General features: G+C 44.8%; 20 protein-coding genes. 10 read left to right on the forward strand and 10 right to left on the reverse strand.

Features of this window, described 5'->3' with window-relative positions:
- Window positions 1-232: PCRF domain-containing protein (locus PX484_RS06415; protein WP_288103184.1), on the reverse strand; the 232-nt coding region annotated here is incomplete at its 3' end.
- Window positions 233-878: 646 nt separating this feature from the next.
- On the opposite strand from PX484_RS06415, the gene PX484_RS06420 reads away from it, so the two are divergent.
- On the forward strand, window positions 879-3,032 hold the full coding sequence (locus PX484_RS06420; RefSeq protein WP_004268249.1) for a polyribonucleotide nucleotidyltransferase: 2,154 nt from the start codon (window positions 879-881) through the stop codon (window positions 3,030-3,032).
- Window positions 3,033-3,389: 357 nt separating this feature from the next.
- On the opposite strand, the gene rpsN is transcribed toward PX484_RS06420, so the two are convergent.
- On the reverse strand, window positions 3,390-3,692 hold the full coding sequence (gene rpsN, locus PX484_RS06425) for a 30S ribosomal protein S14 (RefSeq protein WP_002740009.1): 303 nt from the start codon (window positions 3,690-3,692) through the stop codon (window positions 3,390-3,392).
- A gap of 120 nt (window positions 3,693-3,812) precedes the next feature.
- Here rpsN and PX484_RS06430 point away from each other — a divergent pair, with 120 nt between their 5' ends.
- Complete coding sequence (locus PX484_RS06430) at window positions 3,813-4,352, forward strand: NUDIX hydrolase (protein WP_004268241.1); 540 nt, start codon at window positions 3,813-3,815, stop codon at window positions 4,350-4,352.
- On the opposite strand, the gene PX484_RS06435 is transcribed toward PX484_RS06430, so the two are convergent.
- Window positions 4,345-4,527, reverse strand: coding sequence for a hypothetical protein (locus tag PX484_RS06435; RefSeq protein ID WP_002739991.1), 183 nt, complete (start codon window positions 4,525-4,527; stop codon window positions 4,345-4,347). The two genes, PX484_RS06430 and PX484_RS06435, sit on opposite strands and share 8 nt — an antisense overlap.
- 188 nt (window positions 4,528-4,715) lie before the next feature.
- Here PX484_RS06435 and PX484_RS06440 point away from each other — a divergent pair, with 188 nt between their 5' ends.
- Together PX484_RS06440 and PX484_RS06445 are read left to right on the forward strand one after the other, a co-directional pair.
- Complete coding sequence (locus tag PX484_RS06440; protein WP_287764721.1) at window positions 4,716-6,941, forward strand: glycosyltransferase; 2,226 nt, start codon at window positions 4,716-4,718, stop codon at window positions 6,939-6,941.
- 310 nt (window positions 6,942-7,251) lie between these two features.
- Entirely contained in the window at window positions 7,252-8,934 is a 1,683-nt protein-coding gene (locus PX484_RS06445; protein WP_287764724.1) for a DUF7305 domain-containing protein, read from the forward strand.
- Between the two features lie 6 nt (window positions 8,935-8,940).
- Here the strand turns inward: PX484_RS06445 and PX484_RS06450 are convergent, their stop codons facing one another.
- Window positions 8,941-9,687 carry a DUF4079 domain-containing protein gene (locus tag PX484_RS06450; protein ID WP_288103186.1) on the reverse strand — a complete coding sequence of 249 codons (747 nt, stop codon included), beginning with the start codon at window positions 9,685-9,687 and terminating at the stop codon, window positions 8,941-8,943.
- Window positions 9,688-10,017: 330 nt separating this feature from the next.
- Here PX484_RS06450 and PX484_RS06455 point away from each other — a divergent pair, with 330 nt between their 5' ends.
- A complete protein-coding gene (locus tag PX484_RS06455; RefSeq protein WP_287764728.1) occupies window positions 10,018-11,508 on the forward strand; it encodes a UDP-N-acetylmuramoyl-L-alanyl-D-glutamate--2,6-diaminopimelate ligase in 1,491 nt (496 codons plus the stop codon).
- Window positions 11,509-11,838: 330 nt separating this feature from the next.
- On the forward strand, window positions 11,839-13,425 hold the full coding sequence (locus PX484_RS06460) for a serine/threonine-protein kinase (protein ID WP_287764730.1): 1,587 nt from the start codon (window positions 11,839-11,841) through the stop codon (window positions 13,423-13,425).
- Window positions 13,426-13,697: 272 nt separating this feature from the next.
- Here PX484_RS06460 and PX484_RS06465 read toward each other — a convergent pair whose 3' ends face one another.
- Together PX484_RS06465 and PX484_RS06470 are read right to left on the reverse strand one after the other, a co-directional pair.
- Complete coding sequence (locus PX484_RS06465) at window positions 13,698-14,738, reverse strand: fatty acid desaturase (protein WP_004268232.1); 1,041 nt, start codon at window positions 14,736-14,738, stop codon at window positions 13,698-13,700.
- Between the two features lie 568 nt (window positions 14,739-15,306).
- A complete protein-coding gene (locus tag PX484_RS06470) occupies window positions 15,307-16,221 on the reverse strand; it encodes a Sll0314/Alr1548 family TPR repeat-containing protein (protein WP_287764732.1) in 915 nt (304 codons plus the stop codon).
- An 85-nt stretch (window positions 16,222-16,306) separates the two neighbouring features.
- Between PX484_RS06470 and PX484_RS06475 the strand changes: the two genes are divergently transcribed.
- Both PX484_RS06475 and rsmG read left to right on the forward strand, forming a co-directional pair.
- Window positions 16,307-16,954: an ABC transporter ATP-binding protein gene (locus PX484_RS06475; protein ID WP_004268229.1), complete on the forward strand. Its 648-nt coding sequence runs from the start codon at window positions 16,307-16,309 to the stop codon at window positions 16,952-16,954.
- A 100-nt stretch (window positions 16,955-17,054) separates the two neighbouring features.
- On the forward strand, window positions 17,055-17,732 hold the full coding sequence (rsmG, locus tag PX484_RS06480) for a 16S rRNA (guanine(527)-N(7))-methyltransferase RsmG (protein ID WP_287764734.1): 678 nt from the start codon (window positions 17,055-17,057) through the stop codon (window positions 17,730-17,732).
- 2 nt (window positions 17,733-17,734) lie between these two features.
- Here rsmG and cax read toward each other — a convergent pair whose 3' ends face one another.
- The 3 genes from cax to PX484_RS06495 all read right to left on the reverse strand — a co-directional run bounded on the left by cax (window position 17,735) and on the right by PX484_RS06495 (window position 21,124).
- The gene (gene cax, locus PX484_RS06485) at window positions 17,735-18,823 is read right to left on the reverse strand and encodes a calcium/proton exchanger (RefSeq protein WP_287764736.1); all 1,089 of its coding nucleotides are present in this window, start codon (window positions 18,821-18,823) and stop codon (window positions 17,735-17,737) included.
- A 27-nt stretch (window positions 18,824-18,850) separates the two neighbouring features.
- A complete protein-coding gene (locus PX484_RS06490) occupies window positions 18,851-19,483 on the reverse strand; it encodes a YdcF family protein (RefSeq protein WP_004268220.1) in 633 nt (210 codons plus the stop codon).
- A 156-nt stretch (window positions 19,484-19,639) separates the two neighbouring features.
- Window positions 19,640-21,124, reverse strand: coding sequence for a site-2 protease family protein (locus PX484_RS06495; protein ID WP_287671522.1), 1,485 nt, complete (start codon window positions 21,122-21,124; stop codon window positions 19,640-19,642).
- Window positions 21,125-21,228: 104 nt separating this feature from the next.
- Between PX484_RS06495 and PX484_RS06500 the strand changes: the two genes are divergently transcribed.
- Entirely contained in the window at window positions 21,229-21,900 is a 672-nt protein-coding gene (locus PX484_RS06500; RefSeq protein WP_287764740.1) for an MBL fold metallo-hydrolase, read from the forward strand.
- Between the two features lie 296 nt (window positions 21,901-22,196).
- On the forward strand, window positions 22,197-23,165 hold the full coding sequence (gene thiL, locus PX484_RS06505; protein ID WP_004268214.1) for a thiamine-phosphate kinase: 969 nt from the start codon (window positions 22,197-22,199) through the stop codon (window positions 23,163-23,165).
- Between the two features lie 3 nt (window positions 23,166-23,168).
- Here the strand turns inward: thiL and ffh are convergent, their stop codons facing one another.
- Window positions 23,169-24,605, reverse strand: a complete 1,437-nt coding sequence (gene ffh, locus PX484_RS06510) for a signal recognition particle protein (protein WP_004268212.1) — start codon at window positions 24,603-24,605, stop codon at window positions 23,169-23,171.
- Window positions 24,606-24,652 lie beyond the last annotated feature (47 nt).

Below are 24,652 nucleotides of genomic sequence, written 5' to 3' on the forward strand. Positions count from 1 at the left end.
CGGGATCGCTGGCGGATTCTTTGAAGATTTGTTTCGCACCGATTAAATCCTCTTGACTTTTTTGCCAAATTTCGTAAGTGTTGACCGTTTCCTCTAGGGAAGCGCGGGATTTGGCCAGACGATGCAATTCACCCGGATTACTGGTGACATCGGGATCCGCTAGACGACGGGTTAATTCTTTGTACGTCTGTTCTACAGATTGCAGTTTGTTTAATAAATAACTTTCAGCCATGATCGATAATAAATAGGGTTAAACGGGGTTAATTTGAAGATAACCCGCAAATTCACTGGATTAGAAGCGTCTAACAGATAATAGAGACGCAATCCTTTTAATTGTCTTAATTTTCTTTGTCTGGGGTTCTTCGAGCTAGGAAAAATCCCGCTCAACTGCTGAGAGCTGAGAGTCAGTCAGTTTTGCTAATACTTAGAAATATTTTTAGGCCAGCAAGCGGCAAGGGAAGACATTTTTTTTCTTAACCAGATTATTCCTATATCTGAAGCTATCATTTTTTGGCCGTTTTGAGCAAGTAATCTTAAATTCTGTTTAAAAGTGGGGAATTGGGGTGTAGGAATTATAAATTATAAATTATGAATTATGAATTATGAAGTGAGAAGTGGGAAGAATAAATAAAAATAATCTCCTGACCCCTGACTACTGGCCCCTGACTACTGACTCCTGACGACCGGCTCCTGACTACTGACGACCGGCTCCTGACTACTGACTACTGACTACTGACGACCGGCTCCTGACTACTGACGACCGGCTCCGAACCTTCTTAAAACTGATCACTGAATACTAAACCTGCTGGAAAGGGGTACAAAAAATGCTAGGATGGCGACAGCACAGAGAAAAGTGAAAGAAAGGAATATAGCTTTACATGGAAGAGTTTGACAAGTCAATATCCTTTGATGGCAGGGATATTCGACTAAAAATAGGGCTTTTAGCCCCCCAAGCTGGCGGTAGTGTTCTGATCCAATCGGGAGAAACGGCAGTTTTAGTGACAGCAACCACAGCCAAAGCCAGAGAAGGAGTAGATTTCCTACCCTTAACCGTTGACTATGAAGAAAGATTATACGCCGCCGGGCGCATCCCGGGAGGATTTTTGCGTCGTGAAGGTCGTCCCCCGGAAAAAGCAATTCTGACCGGTCGTTTGATCGATCGCCCCCTGCGGCCCCTATTTCCCAGTTGGATGCGGGATGATATTCAGGTGGTCGCTACAACCCTCTCGATGGATGAGGAGGTCCCCCCGGATGTTTTGGCCGTTACTGGGGCTTCCGTGGCGGTTTTGTTGGCAGGTATTCCCTTCCAAGGACCGATGGCAGCGGTGCGCGTCGGTTTACTGGGGGATGAATTTATCATCAATCCCACCTACAAGGAAATCCATAACGGAGAATTGGATCTAGTGGTGGCCGGTAGTCCCGAAGGGGTGGTGATGATCGAAGCGGGAGCCAATCAGTTACCGGAACGGGATATTATTGAGGCGATCGATTTTGGTTATGAAGCAGTGCGCGACCTGATCACCGCTCAACGGGAATTGATCGATCAGTTGGGTATTCCCCTCGTCACCCGAGAAGCGCCGGTAGTAAACGAAACCGTGCAGAATTTCCTGAGAGAACAAGCTAAAGAGGAAATTAAACAGATTCTCTGTCAGTTTACCCTCAGCAAAACCGAACGGGATGAGAAATTAGAGGCGATCGAAAATCGGATCAAGGAAACTATAACCGCTCTCCCCGATGAAGATCCCTTAAAAGCTCCAACGCTGGAAGAACCCAAGTTAATCGGTAATCTCTTTAAGGATCTGACCAAAAAACTGATGCGCGCCCAAATTATCGAGGATGGGGTGCGGGTTGATGGTCGCAAACTGGACGAAGTACGGCCGATTTCTTGCCTGGTGGGAGTTTTACCCCGTCGGGTTCACGGTAGCGGTTTGTTTAATCGCGGTTTAACCCAAGTGCTTTCGATCGCCACCCTTGGCACCCCCGGTGATGCTCAGGATTTGGGCGACGATCTCCATCCCGAAGATGAAAAACGCTATCTTCATCACTACAATTTCCCACCCTTTTCCGTCGGTGAAACCCGTCCGATGCGTTCTCCCGGCCGTCGAGAAATCGGTCACGGTGCTTTAGCGGAAAGGGCGATCGTACCTGTCCTCCCCCCACAGGAGGAATTTCCCTATGTGCTGCGGGTGGTGTCGGAAGTCCTCTCTTCTAATGGTTCCACCTCCATGGGTTCCGTGTGTGGTTCTACCCTGGCGCTGATGGATGCCGGTGTTCCCCTGAAAAAACCCGTTAGCGGTGCGGCCATGGGTTTAATTAAAGAAGGGGAAGAAGTGCGGATTTTGACCGATATTCAGGGTATTGAGGATTTTCTGGGAGATATGGACTTTAAGGTGGCTGGCACTGATTCCGGCATCACCGCTCTCCAGATGGATATGAAAATCCCCGGTTTAAGCATGGAAGTGGTGGCCAAGGCGATCGAACAAGCTTTACCGGCCCGCAAACATATCCTCGAGAAGATGTTAGCGACCCTAGAAAAACCCCGCACGGAATTATCTCCCCACGCACCCCGGTTATTGACGATCAAGATCGATCCAGATCTGATCGGGTTAGTAATCGGGCCGGGTGGTAAGACGGTTAAAGGGATTACTGAACAGACCGGCACGAAAATCGATATCGATGACGATGGTACTGTCACCATTTCCTCCACCGATGGGGAACAGGCCGAAAAAGCTAAACGACTGATTTACAATATGACCCGCAAACTCAATGAGGGTGAGGTTTATCTCGGTCGCGTGACTCGCATTATCCAAATCGGCGCTTTTGTGGAAGTTTTGCCGGGGAAAGAGGGAATGATCCATATTTCCCAATTGGCCGAGGGACGCGTCGGTAAGGTCGAAGATGAAGTGGCCGTGGGGGATGAGGTGTTAGTCAAGGTACGCGAGATCGATAGTAAAGGTCGTCTCAATCTCACTCGTCTCGGTATTCATCCCGATGAGGCCGCTGCTGCCCGTAAGGCTGCTACTGTAGTCTAGGTGAATTTTTTGTTCATGTTTAACTCTCGATCACTCGATCGAGGGTTTTTGTTTTATCGCTAAAATTGCCTAAAAACGGCAATAGAGACGCAAAAACCACGCCTCTATCCCGGTATTTTCCCTAGATAGGGTTTGCTGAATAAATCTAAAAACCTTGTTGGGTAAGACTTTTAGACTTTTTGTCAATCAAAAAGTACCAGGTATGGGAGTGATCAGGGGGAAAATCCCTGGACTTTTTCCCTAAAAATTAGGTAATTGGCCACCTCAAAACCGGTAAAACCCCACACCCCACACCCCACACCCCACACCCTGTCCCCACGAAAAACTTTTTCAGCAGACCCTAGATATTGTTTCTGACTACCAGCTAGACTTGACCACACCGGGTAAAAGACCTTGGTGGGCCCATTCGCGTAAAACGTTGCGGGATAAACCAAAATCGCGATAGTATCCTCTCGGTCTGCCGGTCGTTAAACAACGGTTGCGGTGACGACTAGGAGCGCTATTGCGGGGTAATTCCTGTAATTTTTGGTGAATTGCCAGTTTTTCTTCAAAATCCTCGGCGGTGCGGAATTGTTCTTTTAGTTCCGCTCTTTTAGCTTCGTATTTTTGTCTGAGACGAGCGCGTTTTTTCTCGCGTTCTACCATCGATTTTTTTGCCATGGGGTTTCTCGAAAAAGATTTAACCTGTAAAGACAGCATTTTCTATTATAACCTGAAACACCGGTGACAAAGGTGACATTTCTTGATATTAATTCTTAAAGTCCTAGTTGCAAATTTTCTATGTCTGAACCGCCTCAATTTCTCCAACAACGTCTTTTTTATCAGGGTCGCGTCTTTCAATTTGAAGTCTCGAAACTGCGTTTACCTAACGGTGTCGAGGGAGAATGGGAATGTGTGCGTCATCCGGGGGGTGCTTTAGCAGTTCCAATCACCAAGGAAGGTCAATTAGTTTTAGTACGTCAGTATCGGTTTAGTTTGCAAGCTCGCATTCTGGAATTTCCCGCCGGGACGATTGATGAAGGAGAAGACCCTGCTACGACGGTAAAACGAGAATTAGAGGAAGAAGCGGGTTATCGGGCGCATAATTGGCAATCTTTGGGTAAATTTGCTCTGGCACCGGGTTATTCCGATGAATACATCTATGCTTTTCTGGCCCGGGATCTGGAAAAATTAAGCTTGCCCCCCGCTCAAGATGCCGATGAAGATCTGGAAGTGGTTTTTATGAGTTTTGAGGAAATGGAATCGGCGATCGCCAAGGGAGAATCGATCGATGCTAAAACTATTACTAGCTTCTATCTGGCCCGTTTAGCTCTTAATTAATCTTTTCAATCACCGTTTGTCCTAGTTGAATCAACTCAAACCCGATAAAAAGGCTTAAAATCACAGTGACAGCCTGATTAAGTAGGGGTATATTGCCTTTACCTAGAACAGAAGCGACGAATTTGACCACAACTAAAACGAGAGCGCTAACAACGGCGATTTTGACGGCTATCATAGATTAAATTTTTCCTCACGGTTAACCAGAGTATACTATTTCCAGACTTTTTCTGGCTAGTTTCATCTTGGGTTTGATACAAAATTTAGCATTTTGGTGGAGAGCGCTCCTGTCATTGCCAAAAATGCACAGGGTTTTTGTTAAGAATTGTAAAATGTAGTTAGATTTATTTACTCAGAAGGGGATTTATGTCTAACCAAGAGTCAATTTTTACGTTCCCTCAAAAACCAGCATATTCCTCCGTATTCAAATCCATTTTAGCGATAATATCGGTTATTTTAATTATTTTGGCAGTGATCGGCGGGCTAATGATGGTTAGTTTATCATTATGTTGGCCAGAACACAATATTTATCGATTAATCCTTGGCTTAGTAGAAGAATTTTTTAACCCCTTTGCTTGGATTAAAGTTCCCACGGTTGCTCATAGCTATCAATTATTATTACCCACGGTTATCCTGCTAATTTTTACGCAGTTAATCGTTTTCTTGTCTCCGCGTCCGCAAGTTTGGTCAAGATTAGTCATTATTTCTATCACTCTAGCTATAACCCTGCGCTATCTACTCTGGAGAATTCTGGAAACCTTAAATCTTTCTACTCCTCTCAATGGCTTTTTTAGTTTACTCCTTTTAGGAATTGAGATGATAATTTTAAGTAGTAGCATAATTCAGTTAGTTTTAGTCTTAACCACGAAGGATAGACGCAAAGAAGCTGATTTTTATAGCCAAGGGGTGATCGATAAACAGTATTTACCGACGGTAGATATCCTCATTCCCACCTATAATGAGCCAGCCTTTATCTTAAAAAGAACTATTATCGGTTGTCAAGCCCTTAATTATCCCCATAAAAATATTTATATTCTCGATGATACCCAGAGGTCAGAAATTTATGAATTGGCAGAAAAATTAAATTGTCATTATCTGACTCGTGAGGATAGAAAAAACGCTAAAGCAGGTAATTTAAACCATGCTCTCAGACAAACTCAAGGGGAATTAGTGGTAGTTTTTGACGCGGATTTTATCCCTTGTCGGAACTTTCTAGAAAGAACTGTTGGCTGGTTTCAAAACCCAAAAATTGCCTTAGTGCAAACGCCCCAAAGCTTTTATAATGCCGATCCTATTGCCCATAACTTAGGTTTAGAAAATATCGTTACTCCCGACGAAGAATTATTTTATCGTCATATCCAACCAGCTAAAGATGGGGTGGGTAGTTCTGTTTGTGCTGGCACTTCTTTTATTGTCAGAAGAAAAGCCTTAGAGGAAGTGGGATATTTTAATATAGAATCTATTAGTGAAGACTATTTTACTGGGATTGCTATCTCTGCCAAAGGTTATGAAGTTATTTACTTAAATGAAAAACTCAGCGCTGGTTTATCTGCCGAAAGTTTATCAGCTTATTTACGGCAAAGATTGCGCTGGGCAAGGGGAACTTTACAGGCCTTTTTTATCAAAGCTAATCCCCTAAAAATTGCGGGACTAACTCTACCCCAAAGATTGGCACACTTAGAAGGACTTTTATCTTGGTTTTCTCCCTTAGCTCGTTTATTTTCTCTGCTTATTCCTCTCCTTTATACCTTTGGTTATATAGTACCTTTTAACATTACTATTGATGAGACAATCTATATATTTTTACCCTACATGATGCTGCAGTTAGCCACTTATCACTGGTTAAATTCTCGCTCGCGCTCCATTATTTTTTCTGAGGTACTATCGATGATTATTTGTGTACCTACAGCCCTAACAGTTCTCCATGTTCTTTGGAAACCCTTTGACAAGGGATTTCAGGTGACACCGAAGGGAATTGCTCGCCAAAATTATCAATATAATTGGCATTTATCCTACCCATTGCTCTTTTTTCTCACCATTACCTTAATTAGTATTTTCTTTAATTTGCACCATCACAATTATCAAGCAAGTCCCCTAAATTTTGGCTTGATTTTGGCTATATATAACGTGGTTATTATCATGACTGCTTTAGTGGCTTTATTGGAAGCTCCCCTCACCCTAGAAACTCAATATCAAATGCTGGAATCTCCTGTTAACTTGATCACAGAATCGGATATAATTATACAGGGCAATCTAAAAAAACTTTCGGAAATAGGAGCAGAAATTCACCTAGGGGAACCCATCTACTCAGAAAAATTACTCCTAGATATTTTAGGCGAAAACTTGCGCCTATCGGCTCATCTAGTCAATCTAGAAAAACGAGGAAAAATCTGGCAAGCGACTCTTAAATTCCAGCCACTTACCCTATCAGAGCAGAGAAAGCTAATTACTTTTTTATTCTGTCGTCCCCAGCGCTGGCAACCGAAAAATACGGCGGGAGAATTACAATCCCTTTGGTTGTTAATTATCAGCTTTTGTCGGGGTATAAGCTTGATTTGGCGGGCATTTTTGAATGAAAAAACAGCCCTTTAGTTAAGTCAAAAGTCGAAAATACTTAAGTAGCTGGTTATAATTAAATTAAAAATAGATTTTAGGTTCGATCCCCCCTGCCCCCCTTGATAAGGGGGGTGCCGATCCCCCCTTAATCCCCCCTTGATAAAGGGGGCATCTGATAATTTTTAACGCCTACCTACTTATCGAAAAATTGCTGGCTGACTATTCTATTAACTGGCTTTTGTCTGTGATTGTACTCACAGTGCTATTCTTGTATTCTCACATTTGTCACTTGACCAAAACTTGACAGTATTATAATAGAAGTAACCATTCTTAGATGGACTGGTCTATGAACAATCGTTTATACCTTCACCTGACGGCTAATAAGGAAAAGGGGTTTGCCTTGCCTCTTGCCATGTTAATTGGACTTATCCTGATGGGAACAGGGATAACTGTGATGATGCGCGTCCAAGGGGATCAATCGAAAGTAATTGCCCAAAAAGCCCAGGCTGATAGTTTAACAAGTTCCGAAGCTGCAGTGGCTCGCGTGCGGGATTTACTGAATAGCGTTCGAGTTATGGCAACGGTTGATAGTAATTGTACTACTGGCGATTGTTGGGAGAGAGCCGAAATACCCACTGGTAATCCTAGTACCAATTTCCAAAGAGATTTAAAAAAATTAGCCATTGCCACCGCCTGTGGTAATACCAATCGTAATAACGAAATTGCCTACAAAATCCTCGCACCCACAGAACAACGAGCAGTAAATCCAGGATTAAGAGATTTGGCTAGTGGTGAATGGTTTGATCTCGGTAATAATCGTTATTATCGCGTGGTTAACTACGTTTATCTCGATGATACCGAGAAGACTCCCCCCTCTAGGGGTTTAGGTTGGGGAGTTCTCACCCTCGAAGGACTTTCCCTCAAAAGTGCCGCAACAGACCTAACTAACATTAATATCAATAGAGATAGTGGCGATAATGCCGCCTCGCGTAACCGCGTGGTGGTAACTATCCCTATTTTTCCTTCCCGTCCCCTCGCATTCACTCGCACCACGGTCCCGACTTTGTGGATAAGGGAGGGAGCCACGGAAGATCTCAGTCAAACTGACCAGATTACGGCCAGCAATCCGAATTATTCTGGCGGTGCTAAATTTCAGGGGGATGTGGTTATGAGCGACACCACGGAGGCCACAGGATTTGTCGAGGGGACAGGAACTTTGCGACCGAACCTAGAATGTTATATTAACCAAAATAATATTCAACAGCCCACACCCGCACCCAATACCCCCTACAAAGCGCAATTTGTCGGTGTGCCGGAGGAGAGGCTTGATTTCCCCAATTTACCGGAGCCTCCCAACGGTATTACAAACCTAGGAGAACTTACCAGTCCTCTTTTGCCTGCTCAAGAAACTTTTCCCAGACAGGGAGACACACCCACTACTCGCACGATTAACGGTCAAAGCGTACAGGTGTACGAGTATATCGTTAATAATATCAACTTGAGTGGTAACGATAGGATCACCATTACTCCGGGGCAACGGGTGGTTTTTTATGTTGGAGGTGATATTAACGGTGTCATCGAACACGACTGCAGCCGTGTTAGCCGACCCACGGTTTGTAAACCGGGCAATCTACAAATTTATGCCAATAATGAATTAGCTTCCACCGCGCCGCAAATTTGTCTGAGAGTGGGACAAAACCAAAGACTAGAAGCGTTTATCTTTGCTCCTGACTATTCCCTCGGTAAAACCGGTAACGGTGATTTCGTCGGTGCCGCCTGGGGTAAGAAGTGGGGCAAAATTTCAACCTGTGCCCCAAATAGCGGCGCAGTTGCTGTGACCCAAGGGGTAGAATGGACTGACTTAATCCAAAACCTGAAACCCAATCCCTTAAACACCTTGCCCCAACTTGGTAAGATTGCCAATTGGTGTGAGGAACCCATACCGGAGGAGGGTGATACCCCCACGGAGCCATCTAAGTGTGTACCCACTTTCCCAACTCCTTCACCCTCTCCCTCTCCCAGTCCCTAAAAAAGTTTAACTTATCGGGTTGATAAGGGGGGTTGAGGATTTAGGTTCAGGACAGGTTTTATTGGTGAAATCACAGCGATAAATTGCCGGTTTTTGCCAACTGAGGGGAATTTCCAGCAAATCCCTCGAACCGGTCATCCCTTGTCCCAGAAAGAGAGCCAGAGCGATACAATTGAGAATTGTATGGGCGATGCGCCAACGATGGGAACGGTCTTTATAGATATCTTCGACAATGGCCAGAGAGAAAATCATCAGTAATGATGCCGCCATGCCGATATAGTAGTGGGACCAGTACCATTGGTCCGAGAGTCGCCAGACCCCATCCTGAGAACCGATAATAATTAAACCCATGCCAGTCAAAGTGGCAAAAATTCCGCGCCAGAGGCCTTGTCTAGCACGGTAGAGACAGACCAAAGAGGCAATGGTGACAAAAAACATCAAAATCACAAAAATGACCTGAAAGGAGTCTAATTTTCCGTCTTTTTGTTTATCGACAAAACCATTAAAACCGTAAACGACCGAGTAAGCTAGTGCTAACAGGTTAACCCCTACCACTGTACCCGTTAACCAGCGGCCTAAGCGTAGATGTTCTGGCCCGACCACTGGGGGAATTTTACTTTTATTTCCCGCATTGGTTTCTAAGCGACGTTGACGGGTTTGCCAAGCAAAGTTAACTACGAGGCCGATAATAGGGAAAACGACCACTATCCCTAGGACAGGATGAATGAGAGCCAGAAAATCGACGAATTGCATATAAATATCCCGAAAATAGTCAGCAGAAAATCGTCAACAGTTGACAAGCTATAGCCTTGTTTTTTTTAGCTTATCGCAGATATCAGGAGGCAAAAGGGAAAAGGCAGGAGATAGGGTGATAGGGTGATAGGGTTTTGGGGTGATAGGGTGATGAGACAGCTTCCCCACTTCCCCACTTCCCACTCCCTTCTCCCCAATTCATAATTCATAATTCATAATTCATAATTCCCATCTCCCCACACCCCACACCCCACACCCCCACTTCGGCCTAGGAACCTCTTTGATAATCGGCTAATCTAAAAGCAGCAATCCCTAGATTCAATCCTGACTATGAAACTACAAGAACTTTTAACAACTATCCCTCTGGTTTCCCCGATTTCTTCTCCTATCGCTTCTATTACCGAGATTACAGGAATTTCCACCAACTCCCATGCTTGTCAACCGGGAGATTTATTTATCGGTTTACCCGGTACTCGCGTCGATGGCGGTGAATTTTGGCGTTCCGCTTTGGAAAGCGGGGCCCTAGCGGCGATTATCTCCCCGGCAGCCGCTGCTAAATTTCCCCCCCCGGAGGATGCTTGCGTAATCGTTGTGGCAGATTTAGTTACTGCCACTGCTGCGATCGCTGCTAAATTTTATCATTATCCGGCCCTTACCCTAAAATTAATCGGTGTGACGGGAACCAACGGCAAAACCACCACCACCCATTTAATTGAATATTTTCTCAGCCAAGCAAAGATTCCCACCGCTTTATTCGGGACTCTTTACACCCGTTGGCAAGGATTCCAAGAAACCGCCAATCATACCACCCCTTTCGCTAACGAGTTACAAGCTAGTTTGGCCAAAGCGGTGAGCGCCGGCAATGAAATCGCCGTCATGGAAGTTAGTTCCCATGCACTGGCCCAGGGACGGGTACAGGGTTGTACTTTTCCCGTGACGGTGTTTACCAATCTCACCCAGGACCATCTCGATTATCACCTCGACATGGAGGATTATTTTGCCGCTAAAGCTAAATTATTTAGTCCCGATTATCTGCAAGGTAAGGCGATTATTAACCTTGATGATGAATATGGTCAACGTTTAGCGGCCTCCCTGTCTCCCCAACAGGTTTTAACCTATAGTGTGTCCGATGCTCGTGCCGATTTTTATACTAAAGATCTACACTATCAACCCACGGGAGTAGAAGGGGTGATGGTGACTCCCCAAGGGGAAATAGCCTTTGCTTCTCCTCTGGTGGGTCAATATAATCTGGCTAATCTCTTAGCGGCGGTGGCGGCAGTGTTAGAATGTGGTGTAGATTTAGGGACAGTAATCGGTCAAATTCCCCAGTTTTCAGGAGTACCGGGGCGGATGGAACGGGTTAGCATCGCTCCCGACCAAGATATCAGCGTCATTGTCGATTATGCCCATACTCCCGACAGTTTAGAGAATGTTTTAAAAGCAACACGTCCCTTTATTTCTGGTCGGATGATTTGTGTTTTTGGTTGTGGCGGCGATCGAGATCGGACAAAACGGCCGTTAATGGGGAAAATAGCGGCAGAATTAGCAGATTTAGCCATAGTTACCTCCGATAATCCCCGCACAGAAGCTCCCGAACGAATCCTTGAGGATATTATCGCTGGCATTCCCCCAGAAATTACCGTACAGGTAATTAGCGATCGCGCTTTAGCCATTGACACGGCTATTCAAACAGCACAACCGGGAGACGGAGTAATTATTGCGGGTAAAGGCCACGAAGACTATCAAATTTTGGGGACAGAAAAAATCCATTTCGATGACCGCGAACAGGCCCGGGCTGCTTTGATGAAAGGGAAAAAGTGATTAGAGGTGATGAATTATCAAGAAAAGCTAAGATTACTTGACAATTTATAGAGGTCGCCAATTGTCAAATCTGTGATAAGCTAGAAGAGTTTAGGTAAAAATCCCAGTTAGCAAGCAACCGCTATCTTGATAAGTTGCCTCTGCGTTAACTAAGCAATGACACTAAAAGACGTTGTTTTAGTCGATAACCAAGACTAGAGGCGCACTTTGACTGTCTAGAGTTTCAGTATAGTTTTAGACTCTGGGAGACCCTCCCTCTTGAGGAGAATCTCCCAGAATACATTGTTGAACTGTGTTAGCCAAAAAGTATTGGTCAACTGGTGACTCTATATGACCTACTGCCTTAATCCCGACTGTCCTCAACCGAAAAACGCCCCAAAAGCGTTAATCTGCGAGAGTTGCGGTTCAAAACTTCTTCTGCACGACCGCTATCAGATCCTAGGCATTTTGGGAAAAGGAGGGTTTGGGGCAACCTTTGTCTCATCGGATTTGTCTCTACCAGGTAACCCCCTATGTGTGGTTAAACAACTGCGACCTTCCACTGACGATCCTAATGTTTTTCAGATGGCCAGGGAACTTTTTGAGCGAGAAGCGGAAACCCTGGGAAAACTGGGCGTTCATCCGCAGGTTCCCCGATTATTGGACTATTTTGAAGATAATCAACAGTTTTATCTAGTTCAAGAATACGTTAAAGGTCATAACCTGCACCAAGAGGTAAAAAAACGCGGACCGTTTAGCGAAGCGGGAGTCAAACAGTTTTTAAGTGAACTGTTGCCGATTTTGAAATATATCCACAAACAAAAGGTAATTCATCGGGATATCAAACCCGCTAACCTAATTCTTCGGGAAACGGATCGAAAATTGGTTCTGATTGACTTTGGGGCTGTCAAAAATCAAGTTAACACTATTATTGTCAATGTCAATTCTCAAACTGCTTTCACTAATTTTGCCGTGGGTACCCAAGGTTTTGCCCCTCCCGAACAGATGGCCATGCGTCCGGTCTATGCTAGTGATATCTATGCCGTGGGAGCTACCTGTATCTATCTACTCACGGGCAAATCTCCTAAAGCGCTCGAAGTTGATATTAATACAGGTGAATTACTCTGGGAAAAATTAGTCAAGGTGAGTCCCCAGTTTGCTAAAGTCCTGAAAACAATGCTGGAAGTCTCCGTCCGTCATCGCTACAAATCCGCCCAAGAGGTAATGGATGCTTTAGACATGACCGCTTATGCCGATAGTCTAGCCCAAAGTTTAACCTCGGCTCCAATGGTTACTGCCCCGAAACCACCACAAGATTCAGGTCAAATACTCACTTCCTCAGTTTCTGGCACTATCAACTCTAAATTTCGCTCCAAAAATAAAAATTCAGGGGCCTCTCCAGATAATCTGTCGGGGGGACAGATCGCCTTTTCAACAACCAATACAAATACACCATCTAGAAACAAAGACCACAGCAGCGTAGATATAACCTTATCGAAGAGAAAACGCCGCTTAGATGAAAAAGCGATTTTCGATGCTTACGATAACGGCCGGCGCAATTTCGCCCAGGAGGACTTATCGAATCTCAATCTGTCTAAAGCAAAACTTTTGGGGGTAAATTTCTTTCAATGCAAATTAACAGGCACTAATTTACAAGGGGCGGATCTATCCAATGCGGATCTGGGCCGGGCTAATCTCACTCAAGCTATTCTCAAAAATACCAATTTAAATGATGCCTATCTCGGTTATGCAGACCTGGAAGAGTCCGATTTACGCGGGGCGAATCTCACCGGAGCCAATCTTCGCTACGCTCATCTCAAAAACGCTAATCTTTGCGGGGCTAATCTCTCTGATGCCCAAGTAACTCAAGAACAAATCGCCCTAGCAAAAACCAATTGGTTAACAGTTATGCCCAATGGTAAACGCGTTTACTGGTAATCTTTCCTTATGAATTATGAATTATGAATTATGAATTATGAATTATGAATTATGAATTATGAATTATGAATTATGAATTATGAATTGGGGAGCAGGGAGCTTTTTTCAGTGTTGCCAAAGGCACGGCGTAGCCGTCCAGTAAACAGTGGCCAGTAAACAATAATCAGTAATCAGTGAAAAGACAGTAGGAAAATTCGATTTAATACTGTCACTTAAAACTCAAATCTGATAACTGATAACTGATAACTGATAACTGATAACTGATAACTGATTTAACCGCGGCTTTCCTTAAAGGTTTTGTAGGCGGTTTCGGAGTCGAAAATATGGCAATAATCAACGATTCGCTTCATTAATGCCCAAGAAAACTTGGTTTCTTTCAGGTGACTACCCCAATTTTCTTTGAGACTAGCGTGAACTTTGCGGAGGTTATAGGAAGGAATCGCCGTCGAGATATGATGGGGGATATGGACATTAATATCGTGACAGAGAATTTCTACCCAACGGGGATAGCTACAGTGAACTGTCCCTTCTAGTTGCGCTACAGCTTGATTCCAGTCTTCGGGATAGGAAAATTGAATATCGGGGTCCGTGTGATGGACAAGGGTAAAGGTACTCATCCAAAAATGATAGACAAACCAAGGTACCACCCAAAATTTAACCAATCCCCAGACACCAGTGTAGAAAATGAGGGTTGGGAAAAAAATAGCGGCAAAAACTAGGACGACAATCATCGAAAAGCGGGCTTTTTCCCGTTCGTTCTCCTTGAATTGTTCGATGTTGAAGTGTAGAATAGCCCAGTGGGCGATCGAACCGAGCCACCAGAAACGTCCGCGAATGCCGCGATAAAAGAGACGCACTAAGGGATTGGCCGAGTTAAAAGCTTCTAATTCCCACGGATCCCAAGCATTATCTATAGTTACCATGTTAGTTTTAGCATGATGGCGATCGTGGAGGAAACGCCAGCAGTGGAAGGGATAGATAAGCGGTAAGAGGAAAATATGACCGACAAGATCATTAACCCAGGATCGATTAGAAAAAGACCGATGACCGCAATCATGGGCGATGACAAAAAATCCCGTTAAAGCTGTACCAGTGAAAATCCAAGCTAAAGGCAGTAAATACCAGGGAGAATAAACTAGCATTGCATAACCCGCAATGACCGCCAAAATATTCGCAATCACTCCAAACCAAGCTTTAACTGGGTCTTTCTGGAAATATTCTTTGGGAATGGTTTTAATAATATCTTTCAGTTTAAAGTCTGGCTCGATCGAGGTGATCAACTCCCCATGCAATTTATCCGTCGTTGCCGTCATGAAATCTCCAATTACACTTAGGTGAACCCTTGACAAGAAATCAGCTAGGAGGTTTGGCTAAATTCTGCTCCTTACCACAAGCCAATTTTTTTGTCAATATATTTTTAACTTTAATTAATAAACTTCCGCGAAGCTTAATAATCCTTTACTTTATATAACATAAGAGGGGATTTTCTGTTTTGGCAAAATTTGACGGCGGGTACATCTCATTTTTGTAAATCTACCAATTGGGATTTTTACGGAGAAACCCCCCTGCTAAAATCGGGCGTTGTTTCTGATTTTACCACTCAATCCCAGCTTTTGGGGGGTTCTACCCCCCAAACCCCCCGTTGGGGGCGTGGCGCCGCCCCCAAACCCCCCGCGCATTAGTTTTTCGGTGGGATGCTTACACGCAGCTGCTGATACATTTGTTATCATCTAAGAGTCACTGATAATTGCTGATTGTCGGTATTCCTGCAAATCTGCGATGCACTGTTGACGGCTGCCTTTTGCCCTTTGCCTCTTGCCTCCTGCCTTCAAAAACTAATAACTGATAAAAAACCCAAATATTGACTATTTTTAGGCGTTTTTAACGATTAGCCGTGTTTTCTAGGGATTTAATCTCCTCTTGTACCTTACGGTGTTCGCGATTTAACTGTTTTTTGACCGATTCGGGGAGTTGTTCCTGTTTTTTCAGGGCATTATTAAAGTAATCCAATGCCAGTTTCAAAGAGCCAGTATTTTTATCCGTATTGCCTTGAATTCTCAGGATTTGACCCTTCAGATACATTAATTCTGGATTATCGGGGGTCGCTTTCAGAGCGTTATCGATAAACCGCAAAGCCTGATCGTACTGCTTCAAATCGCGGTAAGCTAGAGCTATACCTCGATCAACCAAGTAATCAGGACTTCCATAGGTTTCTAGCCGTTGAATTGCCTCTTGAGGGCTAGAAAAGGGTAGATTAACCGCTAAAATCAAATCCATATAACCCTTTAACAGGTTCAATTCCGGATCCGTAGGATTAGCCTTTTCTGCGGTTTCCAAATACTGAAACACCTGTTGTAATCTGGGGATAGCCGATACTGCTCCTTCGGTTTGAAAAACGTAGGTTCCCTCTAAAAAACTCCCCACCGCTAGATACAAATTTCCCCTTAAAGGGTCGCTACCCTGCATTTGCTTGGCCGCTGCCTTAGTTTTCTCGGAGTAGGTTTTTAGGGTGTTCCAATCCTGGTCGGTAAAAGCAAGAGAGGCCCGCATAGCATGGGACAAAGGTTCTTGGGGTTCCTTTTCTGTGGCCTCAACAATTAATTTTTTTGCCTCTAGATAGTTACCTTGTTTAAAAATAGCGTTAAAAGCGGCCTCGGTCTTATCGCCAATCGGTCGGGGATTGTTTTTGCGGAAAGGATCTCCGGCTAACCCGGGACCCATCCAGTTAACCATTACCATAACAGCCAGGGAAGCACCGATCGCCATTTTTTTCGTTAAACCTAACCTCAGCACCATGGTCAAAAGTCTCCTTGAGCGAATGAAAAAATCTGTCACAATAGAAACGAGTTTCTAGACTTAATTTCCAGTTATTTTCCTGTCAATGCTTTATCTCAAAGATGTGGTTTATCATCCTCCCGCTGCTCTCAATCCCATTTTACAGGGGATTAATCTCGAATTAGCCCCCCAAGAATTAGGTCTGATTGTCGGGCCCAGTGGTTCCGGAAAAACGACTCTTTTGGAAATTTTAGCAGGCTTTGCCGATAAAACAGCAGGGACGATTCACTGGCGCGACCAAGAATTAACGGTGCTGCATCTGCAACAATTAGGAGGAATCGTTTTTCAGTTTCCCGAACGTCATTTTTGCGGTAAAACCATCCTTGAGGAGTTGCGTCTCGGTCATCCGGAGATTAAAAGCGATCGCCTAACAGAGGCCCTAAAGGAGGTAGGATTAGAAAATATTCCTCTGGATACTTCTCCCCATAATCTTAGTGGTGGTCAACAGCGTCGTTTATCCCTCGCTGTCCAGTTAATCCGGCAGCCTAATCTGTTACTTCTCGATGAACCTACGGCCGGTTTAGATTGGTCGATGCGTCGTCAATTGGCCAAACTTCTCGCTAGTCTCAAACAACACTGGACTTTATTAGTAGTTAGTCACGATGCCGGAGAATTACTCCCCATTGCTGACCGTCACTGGAAAATTGAACAAGGACATTTGAGGGAAGTGAAAAATGAAAAAACAGATAGTTGAGGTTTTCGGGTTTTGCGGTATTAGTTGAAATTTCCCCACTCTCCTCATACCTCATACCTGATTACTGATAACTGATTACTGATAACTGATAACTGAATTAATGATCCTTCCTGAATTATTTGACCTTTGGCAAGAAACCCTAGAATGGCAACCCGATGGGGCCCAACAAGCGCGATTTCAACAACTTTATGAGTTGATTTTAGAGGGTAATCAACGTTTTAATCTCACCCGAATTACCCAACCAGAGGAGTTTTGGGAAAAACATCTTTGGGATTCTTTATCGGGTTTAGCCTGGTTACAAAAATCCCAGCCAGATCTATTGACAAAATCCCTATCAGTCATTGATTTGGGGACCGGGGCCGGGTTTCCGGGGGTGCCAATTGCGATCGCATATCCCCATTGGTCGGTGACTCTCTTGGATTCCACCCAAAAAAAGATTAATTTTCTTGAAGAAGTTATTGACAAATTAGAGTTAAATAACACGAAAACTCGTTTAGGTCGGGCGGAAATCGTCGGGAAAAACCTTAAACATAACTGTGCTTACGATATCGTCTGTTTGCGTGCGGTAGGTAATGTGGATATCTGTGTTAACTATGCTTTGCCTTTCCTGAAAAAGACCGGAATCGCTATTCTCTATCGTGGTCAGTGGTCCGAGCAGGATAGTTTAAGTTTAGAGGAGAATCTAGGGAAAGCTGGCGGTAAAATCCTCGAAATTGCCAGTTTTACCACTCCCTTAAGCCAAAGCATCCGTCATTGTCTATATATCTCCAAGGGATAACTTTAAGCAGTGAGAGGATGAAAAAAGAAAGCCAGGGCCAGAATAGCATAGGTAGCTAAGAGTAACATTCCCTCTAACCAATTCGATCGCCCATCACTACTAATCGAATTAGCCAACCACACCGCCACAGCCACTGCTACTAGCTCAAAGGGATTAAAATTTAGATCCATGGGCTGACCGATAATATAACCGATGATAACCAAAACCGGAGCCACAAACAGGGCGATCTGCATACTGGAACCGACGGCCACAGATACCGATAGATCCATTTTATTCTTAAGGGCGACGGTGACAGCCGTAGCGTGTTCGGCCGCATTACCGATAATAGGCAAAAGAATTACCCCGGTAAACAGCGCCGTTAAACCTAGCTGTTCCGTAGCCTCCTCTAGGGATGCCACCAATAACTCCGATTCTACGGCCACGGCGATGGTAACGATCAATAAAATCAAAGACCAAAACCAGATTTTCGGCCTTGCGGTGCTTTCTCCAGTGCTTTCCTCCTCGATACCGGCAACCCCGACATCGTAGAGATAGGTGTGGGTTTTCATGGAAAATAAGAGACTTAAACCATAGACGAAAATTAACACCACTGCCACGGCCACGGATAGACGTTGCAGGACTGCTTCCCCGACTCCCGTGGAGGTAAATTCCACGGCAGTGGGTAAAAGAATCGCCACCACCGCTAAATTCATAGCTGAAGCATTTAAACGAGCGGTTATCGGTTGAAATTCCTGTTCTTTGAAGCGTAAACCGCCTAAAAACATCGATAATCCCATAACTAAGAGTAAATTACCGATAATTGAGCCAGTAATCGTCGCTTTTACCACATCGATGAAACCCTCCCGCAAAGCGACATAGGCGAGAATTAATTCTGTGGCATTGCCAAAGGTGGCATTCATCAAACCGCCAATATTTGGCCCAACCACCACCGCAATCGCTTCCGTGGCTTCCCCCATGTAGGCTGCTAGGGGGATAATGGCTAGACAAGCGGTGATAAAAACTACCGTTCCGCCCCAGTGTAACAGGGAACCCGCGATCGATAGCGGTACAAAAATCAATAAGATGGCGAAAAAGGTATTTTTGCTTAACATAAAGTGGGGAATTTTGTCAAGATAATTTTATTTCGATTGGGTCGGGAACTGAGGGGGACTAGAATCGGATTTTAGCCAAAATTCCCCAGTAGAACCGGTTATTATCCATAATATTGCCCTAAAACCGTCTCTGAGTGACTTTTCTAGGGGTTCGGGGGGTGATTGGGAGGGAACAGTTACCGGTTTAATCACGATTCCGCGACTACCAAAAACAATTTCTCCCACTAATCGCGCCCTTCTCATGTGATTATCGGAAGTGACTAGATAGACACTATCAATACCTTGGGCTTTCAGTTGATCGGCTAGGCTAGTAAAGTTAGTGACAGTATCTCGCGCATTGTAATCGAGATGGAGACGTTCTGGAGAAATTCCCGCTTTTTTAAAAATCTTTTTCACATATCGTCGCGGACTACCGGAAGACACCCAAATCGGCAGCTCGGGATATTCCTTAGCTAATTTTGCCGCAAAACGTTCTCGATCGGCATGACCTCCCAAAACAAAAATCGCTTCTGGTTTTAGCCACTGCTGACGCAAATCGTGGTATAACCAGCCTAAACTCGCCAAAATTAGCGGAATAGCCAGCAATTTTAACCTAGATTTGCCTAACTTCCCTTGCGGAGAAACTCGCTTTTTTCTGCGAGAATTAGCCTTGAGAACCATATATCAGTGATCGGTGATCGGTTGTCAGCCTTCAGCTTTGTGGATTAAAGTGATCGAGGGTGAGGATCATCGAACTCACTTGACGTAGGAGATGGGGATTTTATTCCCCAACTGACCGATAATTTTCCCGGAACTCAGGTTGATTGATGGGGTCGCTTACATCCCCCACCAACGGGCCACCGCTTCGGGAAGGGGGAGCAAAATACTTAATAACAAAGCAAGGGAAAATAGACCTAATAAATCTCGTTTATTATCCAATTCCGTCACATCATTTAAAGCAGGTTGATCGCTCACTGGCATGAGTAGGAGAATAATCGCCCAGAGTAAAAAATCTGGTTGCACTAGGGCTAAAATAAACATGAATAATCGAGTTAATTGACCGATAATTATGGCGGTTTTCTGCCCATACATGGCGTGAACAATATGACCACCATCCAATTGACCCACAGGCATTAAATTTAGGGCTGTAACGATAATTCCCACATAACCGGCCACCGCTAAAGGATGTAAATGGATGGCTTTTCCTGCGATTAAATCACTGCCGAAGGCTAGTTTAGCTACGATAGACAAGAGAAAAGAAAACTGCGGATTTAAGGCCTGAAAATTTAATAAACTGCTTTGATTGGTTAGGGGAACTATTTCCGAGAGGGACAATCCCCAAAACAGTAGAGGAATAGCGATAATTATACCCCCCAAAGGACCGGCCACCGCCACATCAAATAAAGCTTTACGGGTGGGTACAGGGGAGCGCATTTGAATAAAAGCCCCGAAGGTGCCGAGGAAGAAAGGAATGGGGATAAAATAGGGCAAAGTAGTTTTAATTTTGTATTTAACTGCTGTAAAATAATGACTGAATTCGTGCAGTCCTAAAATAGCAATTAAGCCTAAACTGTAGGGTAAACCTTGTAATAATAAACTAGGATTATTTTCTAATTGTTGGGCGGTAATGCCACTTAATCCCGCACCGATGTCCGTGGTAGTTAAGAGAGTTAATAACAATAAACCCAGGGCAAGAAAGGGGCGAGTAATTTTTTCAGTTTCTATAGTTTCTGTTTTTTGCTGCCAGGGATTAGCCACAAGAGCGAAAAAAGGTTGTCCCTGAAAACTTTCTTGGAAAAGCAATAAAAAGCGATCACCAAAAACCTTTTCCACATTGTTTTTAATCACTTGATAAGCTTCTTCGGGAACTGCTCGCAATTTCCCCCGACAGAGAATTGCTTGGGGACGATAATCGATATTTTGCAGATAATAAATACCCCAAGGAAAACAATCTCTTAGGGATTTTTCCTCTTCGGCAGTGATCGGTTTTAAATCATTTTTAGGTGCAGGATTATCAATATTTTCTAGGACTAAATTCGCTTTTTCCAGTGGTGATGGGGGGCTTTCTTGGGGAGTAACTCGACCCTTTTGTACTAGCCACCAATACAAAAAAGGGCAGATCACAAAAGGGCCGACCAGCAAAAATGCCGGCATGGGGGTATCCTGTCCATAGATTAACGTCCAGCCGGTCCAAATAAGAGCCGGAGTCATCAGGACTAACCAAATTAACCAAATTGGTGTTGTCGTGATTTTGGCCACGCTACGCTTGACGATAAAATAAGTGAAACCGCCAAGAATCCCTAATAACAACCACATTTCCATATCGGCTCTTTTCTCTTGAATAAAAAGCGGCTAATTTCAGCCCGCCCGGTCATCGATCGTGCTAGATTGTAAACCGCATTGATTGTGATTTGGATAGGCAAACCATGCGATCGGAAACCGAATCGTCTCCTTTAGAGGTTAGCAAAACCACAAAACCCCCTCGATTAATTCTAGAAGGTTTATACGCTTTCTCCCCCAATCGGGAAACCCTAGGGGGAACCTCTTATCTTATTGTAGAAAATACCGGCAATATTCTGGTGGATTGTCCTAGCTGTGAGGAGAGCGAGCGGGATTTTCTCCGAGAAAAGGGTGTCCGTTACCTATTTTTTACCCATCGCGCGGGTCAGGGGAAACAGAGCGATTCTCTGCAAAGTTTACTTGATTGTGAGATTATTCTACAGGAACAGGAAGCTTATCTGCTTCCTCACCTTCAAATTACCGTTTTTCAGCAGCAAATCCAGTTATCTCCCACTTGTAGCGGTTTTTGGACTCCTGGCCATTCTCCCGGCTCCTCCTGTCTCTACTGGAACCGTCACGGGGGGGTTTTATTTACCGGTCGTCATCTTCTCCCCGACACTAAGGGTCAACCGCGACCCCTACAGACCGCGAAAACTTTCCACTGGCTGCGGCAATTGCGATCGCAAAAGGCCATTTTAGACCGTTTTAGCCCAGAAACCCTCTCCTATCTTTGTCCGGGGGCTAATACCGGCTTTTTGCGCGGTCGGGGAATTATCGATCGCGCCTACGAAAAAATCAGCGCCAATCCTCTTAACTAAGGGACTTGCGTGGGAATAATATCCCAGCCAGAAAATCGCTCTGTAGAAGAATCAGACCAGCCAGACGGCATATTATCAAAGCGCAAGTCCCTTAGCTCCGGGGGCTCTCGAAGGCTCTCCCCCTACTTAGGGTGATCAGCAAACCTGATCGATCGGAGGGCGCAAGCCTTGCGCCCCTACAGTAACTGATTTTGTCCACAATGTAGGGGCGAACTGCGTTCGCCCAAAAGGTACATTATCAAAGCGCAAGTCCCTAAAGACTTTTTAGAAGCTGCATCGTTCAATTCCCAGAAATTATGAATTTAACCGTTAAAGACTTGGGTGAACAGGGATTGCTACCGATTCTGCAAAAATATTGTCCTGCGGAGATTATCGGTGATGATGGGGCGATTTTATCCCTGAAAGAGGGTTACTCTCTCGTTGTCACCACTGATGTTTTAGTTAATAACGTCCACTTTAGCGATATTACCACCTCTCCGGAAGATGTGGGCTGGCGAGCGGCGGCGGCTAATTTATCCGATTTAGCGGCTATGGGGGCAGAACCCCTGGGAATTACGGTAGGATTGGCTTTAACTCCCAATCTAGCCATCGATTGGCTAGAAGGACTCTATCGGGGTCTTAGCTCTTGTCTGCAAGTATATCAGACGGCGATCGTTGGGGGCGATGTCTGTCGGGCCACGGAGATTAACATCAGCATCACCGCCCTGGGACAAGTGGCAAAAAATGAAGAAATTAGACGTTTTAACGCAAAAGTTGGCGATAGTATCGTTATTACTGGTTATCACGGTTTATCGCGGGCTGGATTAGAGTTACTCTTTCACCCTGAAACCGGCAGGAATTTAAATTCCGGCCAAAAAAAGCGATTAATCCAAGCTCATCAACGGCCGCGACCGAGACTTGATTGCATACCACATTTACAAAAAATTGTCAAGCAATTTCCCATCGCTGGCATGGATAGCAGTGACGGGTTAGCAGATGCCATAATTCAAATTTGTCGCTGTAGTGGGGTTGGTGCTGAAATCGAGAGGATTCCCCTGCATCCAACCCTGAAAGAATATGTAGGAGCCGAAAAAGCTCTAGAATGGGCTTTATACGGCGGTGAAGATTTTGAGTTAGTTTTGTGTTTGCCCCCAGACAGTGCCAGAGAATTGCTGGAGAAAGTGGGGGAAGAGGGGGCGATAATCGGTCAAATTGTCCCGGGGAAAGAGATAAAATTAGCCGATGGTAGAAACCTCAGTTTAAGCTCCGGATTTCAACATTTTTAGCCTCTATAAATCGCCAAAACCTTTCTTTTTCTTGATTTTCTTCGGTTTTTTCGGGCTGCCACCTTGACCGCGGAACCCCGGTTGATTGCCACCCCCAAACATTCCGCCACCCATCCCGGGCATCCCCGGCATAGCGGGCATTTGTCCCCGTCCCATCTGTTGCATCATCGATCGCATTCTGGTGAAATTAGTAATTAGTTTGTTAACTTCTGTTTCTGGATGTCCCGAACCTTTGGCAATGCGACGACGACGATTAGGAGACTTAGCCAATAAATCGGGGTTAGCGCGTTCCTCCGTGGTCATGGAATTAATCATCGCTTCCGTGCGTTTTAACTCTTTTTCGCCCTTTTCGATGTCTGTCCCGCTCAGTTTGCCCAGACCGGGGATTAACTTCAAGACTCCCCCCAGGGAACCCATATTTTTTAACAGCCGCATCTGTTTGAGGAAGTCATTAAAATCAAACTTAGCCTCTAAAATCTTGGCCTGCATTTTGGCCGCGTCTTCTAGGTCTAACTGTTCCTGGGCTTTTTCCACTAGCGTCAGGACATCACCCATATTGAGGATGCGACTGGCAAGGCGATCGGGATAAAATGGCTCTAAAGCTTCTACTTTTTCGCCAACCCCAACAAATTTAATCGGTTGTCCCGATATTTGCCGCACTGATAGGGCCGCCCCACCACGAGTATCGCCATCAAGTTTGGTGAGAATTGCCCCCGTGATGCCGATTTGTTGGTGAAAAGTGTTGGTAAGACTGGCCGCTTCCTGACCGGTCATGGCATCCACCACTAATAAAGTGTCGTCGGGCTTGACAATTTTCTTGATTTGTGCTAGTTCGCCCATCATCTGGGTGTCTATTTGCAAACGACCGGCGGTGTCGATGATAACCGTATCTACGCCCAATTCTTTGGCTTTTTCCACACCTTGACGGGCGATATCGACGGGATTAGCCTGAGAACCCATCTCGAAGACGGGAACATTTATCTGTTTACCGAGGGTGATTAATTGGTCAATGGCCGCCGGACGGTAAACATCGGTGGCCACCATCAGGCAGCTTTTGGACTGTTTGCGGAGATATAGGGCTAATTTGGCGGTGGCGGTGGTTTTTCCTGTCCCTTGCAACCCGGCCATTAAAATTACGGTGGGGGGTTTATCGGCCTGAGCTAGGGGAACGTTACTTTCCCCCATAATTTTAACTAATTCATCATAGACAATTTTGATAAATTGCTGGCCGGGATTGACTCCGGAAATCACTTCAGCGCCGAGGGCTTGTTTCTCGACCTCAGCAATAAATCCCTTGACTACCTGTAGGTTAACATCTGCTTCTAATAAAGCCCGCCGGACTTCTTTGAGGGTTTCTTGTATATTGGCCGAGGAGATTTTATCTTGACCTCGTAATTTTTTCCATGCGTCTTCTAAGCGGTCGGCCAGTGCGTCGAACATAGTTTCGGAATTAAATTTTTAACTAGATCGATTTTATCTCAAATGTC

Origin of the sequence: Microcystis sp. M49636_WE2 (assembly GCF_030065375.1) — a bacterium.
GTDB lineage: Bacteria > Cyanobacteriota > Cyanobacteriia > Cyanobacteriales > Microcystaceae > Microcystis > Microcystis aeruginosa_C.

Bases quoted from the DNA above. Each gene is read 5' to 3' on its own strand.
- PX484_RS06435 (WP_002739991.1), bottom strand. From the start codon at position 4,527: ATGATAGCCGTCAAAATCGCCGTTGTTAGCGCTCTCGTTTTAGTTGTG.
- PX484_RS06470 (WP_287764732.1), bottom strand. From the start codon at position 16,221: ATGGTGCTGAGGTTAGGTTTAACGAAAAAAATGGCGATCGGTGCTTCC.
- PX484_RS06475 (WP_004268229.1), top strand. From the start codon at position 16,307: ATGCTTTATCTCAAAGATGTGGTTTATCATCCTCCCGCTGCTCTCAAT.
- PX484_RS06450 (WP_288103186.1), bottom strand. From the start codon at position 9,687: ATGCAATTCGTCGATTTTCTGGCTCTCATTCATCCTGTCCTAGGGATA.
- cax (WP_287764736.1), bottom strand. From the start codon at position 18,823: ATGTTAAGCAAAAATACCTTTTTCGCCATCTTATTGATTTTTGTACCG.
- PX484_RS06430 (WP_004268241.1), top strand. From the start codon at position 3,813: ATGTCTGAACCGCCTCAATTTCTCCAACAACGTCTTTTTTATCAGGGT.
- rsmG (WP_287764734.1), top strand. From the start codon at position 17,055: ATGATCCTTCCTGAATTATTTGACCTTTGGCAAGAAACCCTAGAATGG.
- PX484_RS06420 (WP_004268249.1), top strand. From the start codon at position 879: ATGGAAGAGTTTGACAAGTCAATATCCTTTGATGGCAGGGATATTCGA.
- PX484_RS06465 (WP_004268232.1), bottom strand. From the start codon at position 14,738: ATGACGGCAACGACGGATAAATTGCATGGGGAGTTGATCACCTCGATC.
- PX484_RS06495 (WP_287671522.1), bottom strand. From the start codon at position 21,124: ATGGAAATGTGGTTGTTATTAGGGATTCTTGGCGGTTTCACTTATTTT.
- PX484_RS06500 (WP_287764740.1), top strand. From the start codon at position 21,229: ATGCGATCGGAAACCGAATCGTCTCCTTTAGAGGTTAGCAAAACCACA.
- thiL (WP_004268214.1), top strand. From the start codon at position 22,197: ATGAATTTAACCGTTAAAGACTTGGGTGAACAGGGATTGCTACCGATT.
- rpsN (WP_002740009.1), bottom strand. From the start codon at position 3,692: ATGGCAAAAAAATCGATGGTAGAACGCGAGAAAAAACGCGCTCGTCTC.
- PX484_RS06440 (WP_287764721.1), top strand. From the start codon at position 4,716: ATGTCTAACCAAGAGTCAATTTTTACGTTCCCTCAAAAACCAGCATAT.
- PX484_RS06445 (WP_287764724.1), top strand. From the start codon at position 7,252: ATGAACAATCGTTTATACCTTCACCTGACGGCTAATAAGGAAAAGGGG.
- PX484_RS06455 (WP_287764728.1), top strand. From the start codon at position 10,018: ATGAAACTACAAGAACTTTTAACAACTATCCCTCTGGTTTCCCCGATT.
- ffh (WP_004268212.1), bottom strand. From the start codon at position 24,605: ATGTTCGACGCACTGGCCGACCGCTTAGAAGACGCATGGAAAAAATTA.
- PX484_RS06490 (WP_004268220.1), bottom strand. From the start codon at position 19,483: ATGGTTCTCAAGGCTAATTCTCGCAGAAAAAAGCGAGTTTCTCCGCAA.
- PX484_RS06460 (WP_287764730.1), top strand. From the start codon at position 11,839: ATGACCTACTGCCTTAATCCCGACTGTCCTCAACCGAAAAACGCCCCA.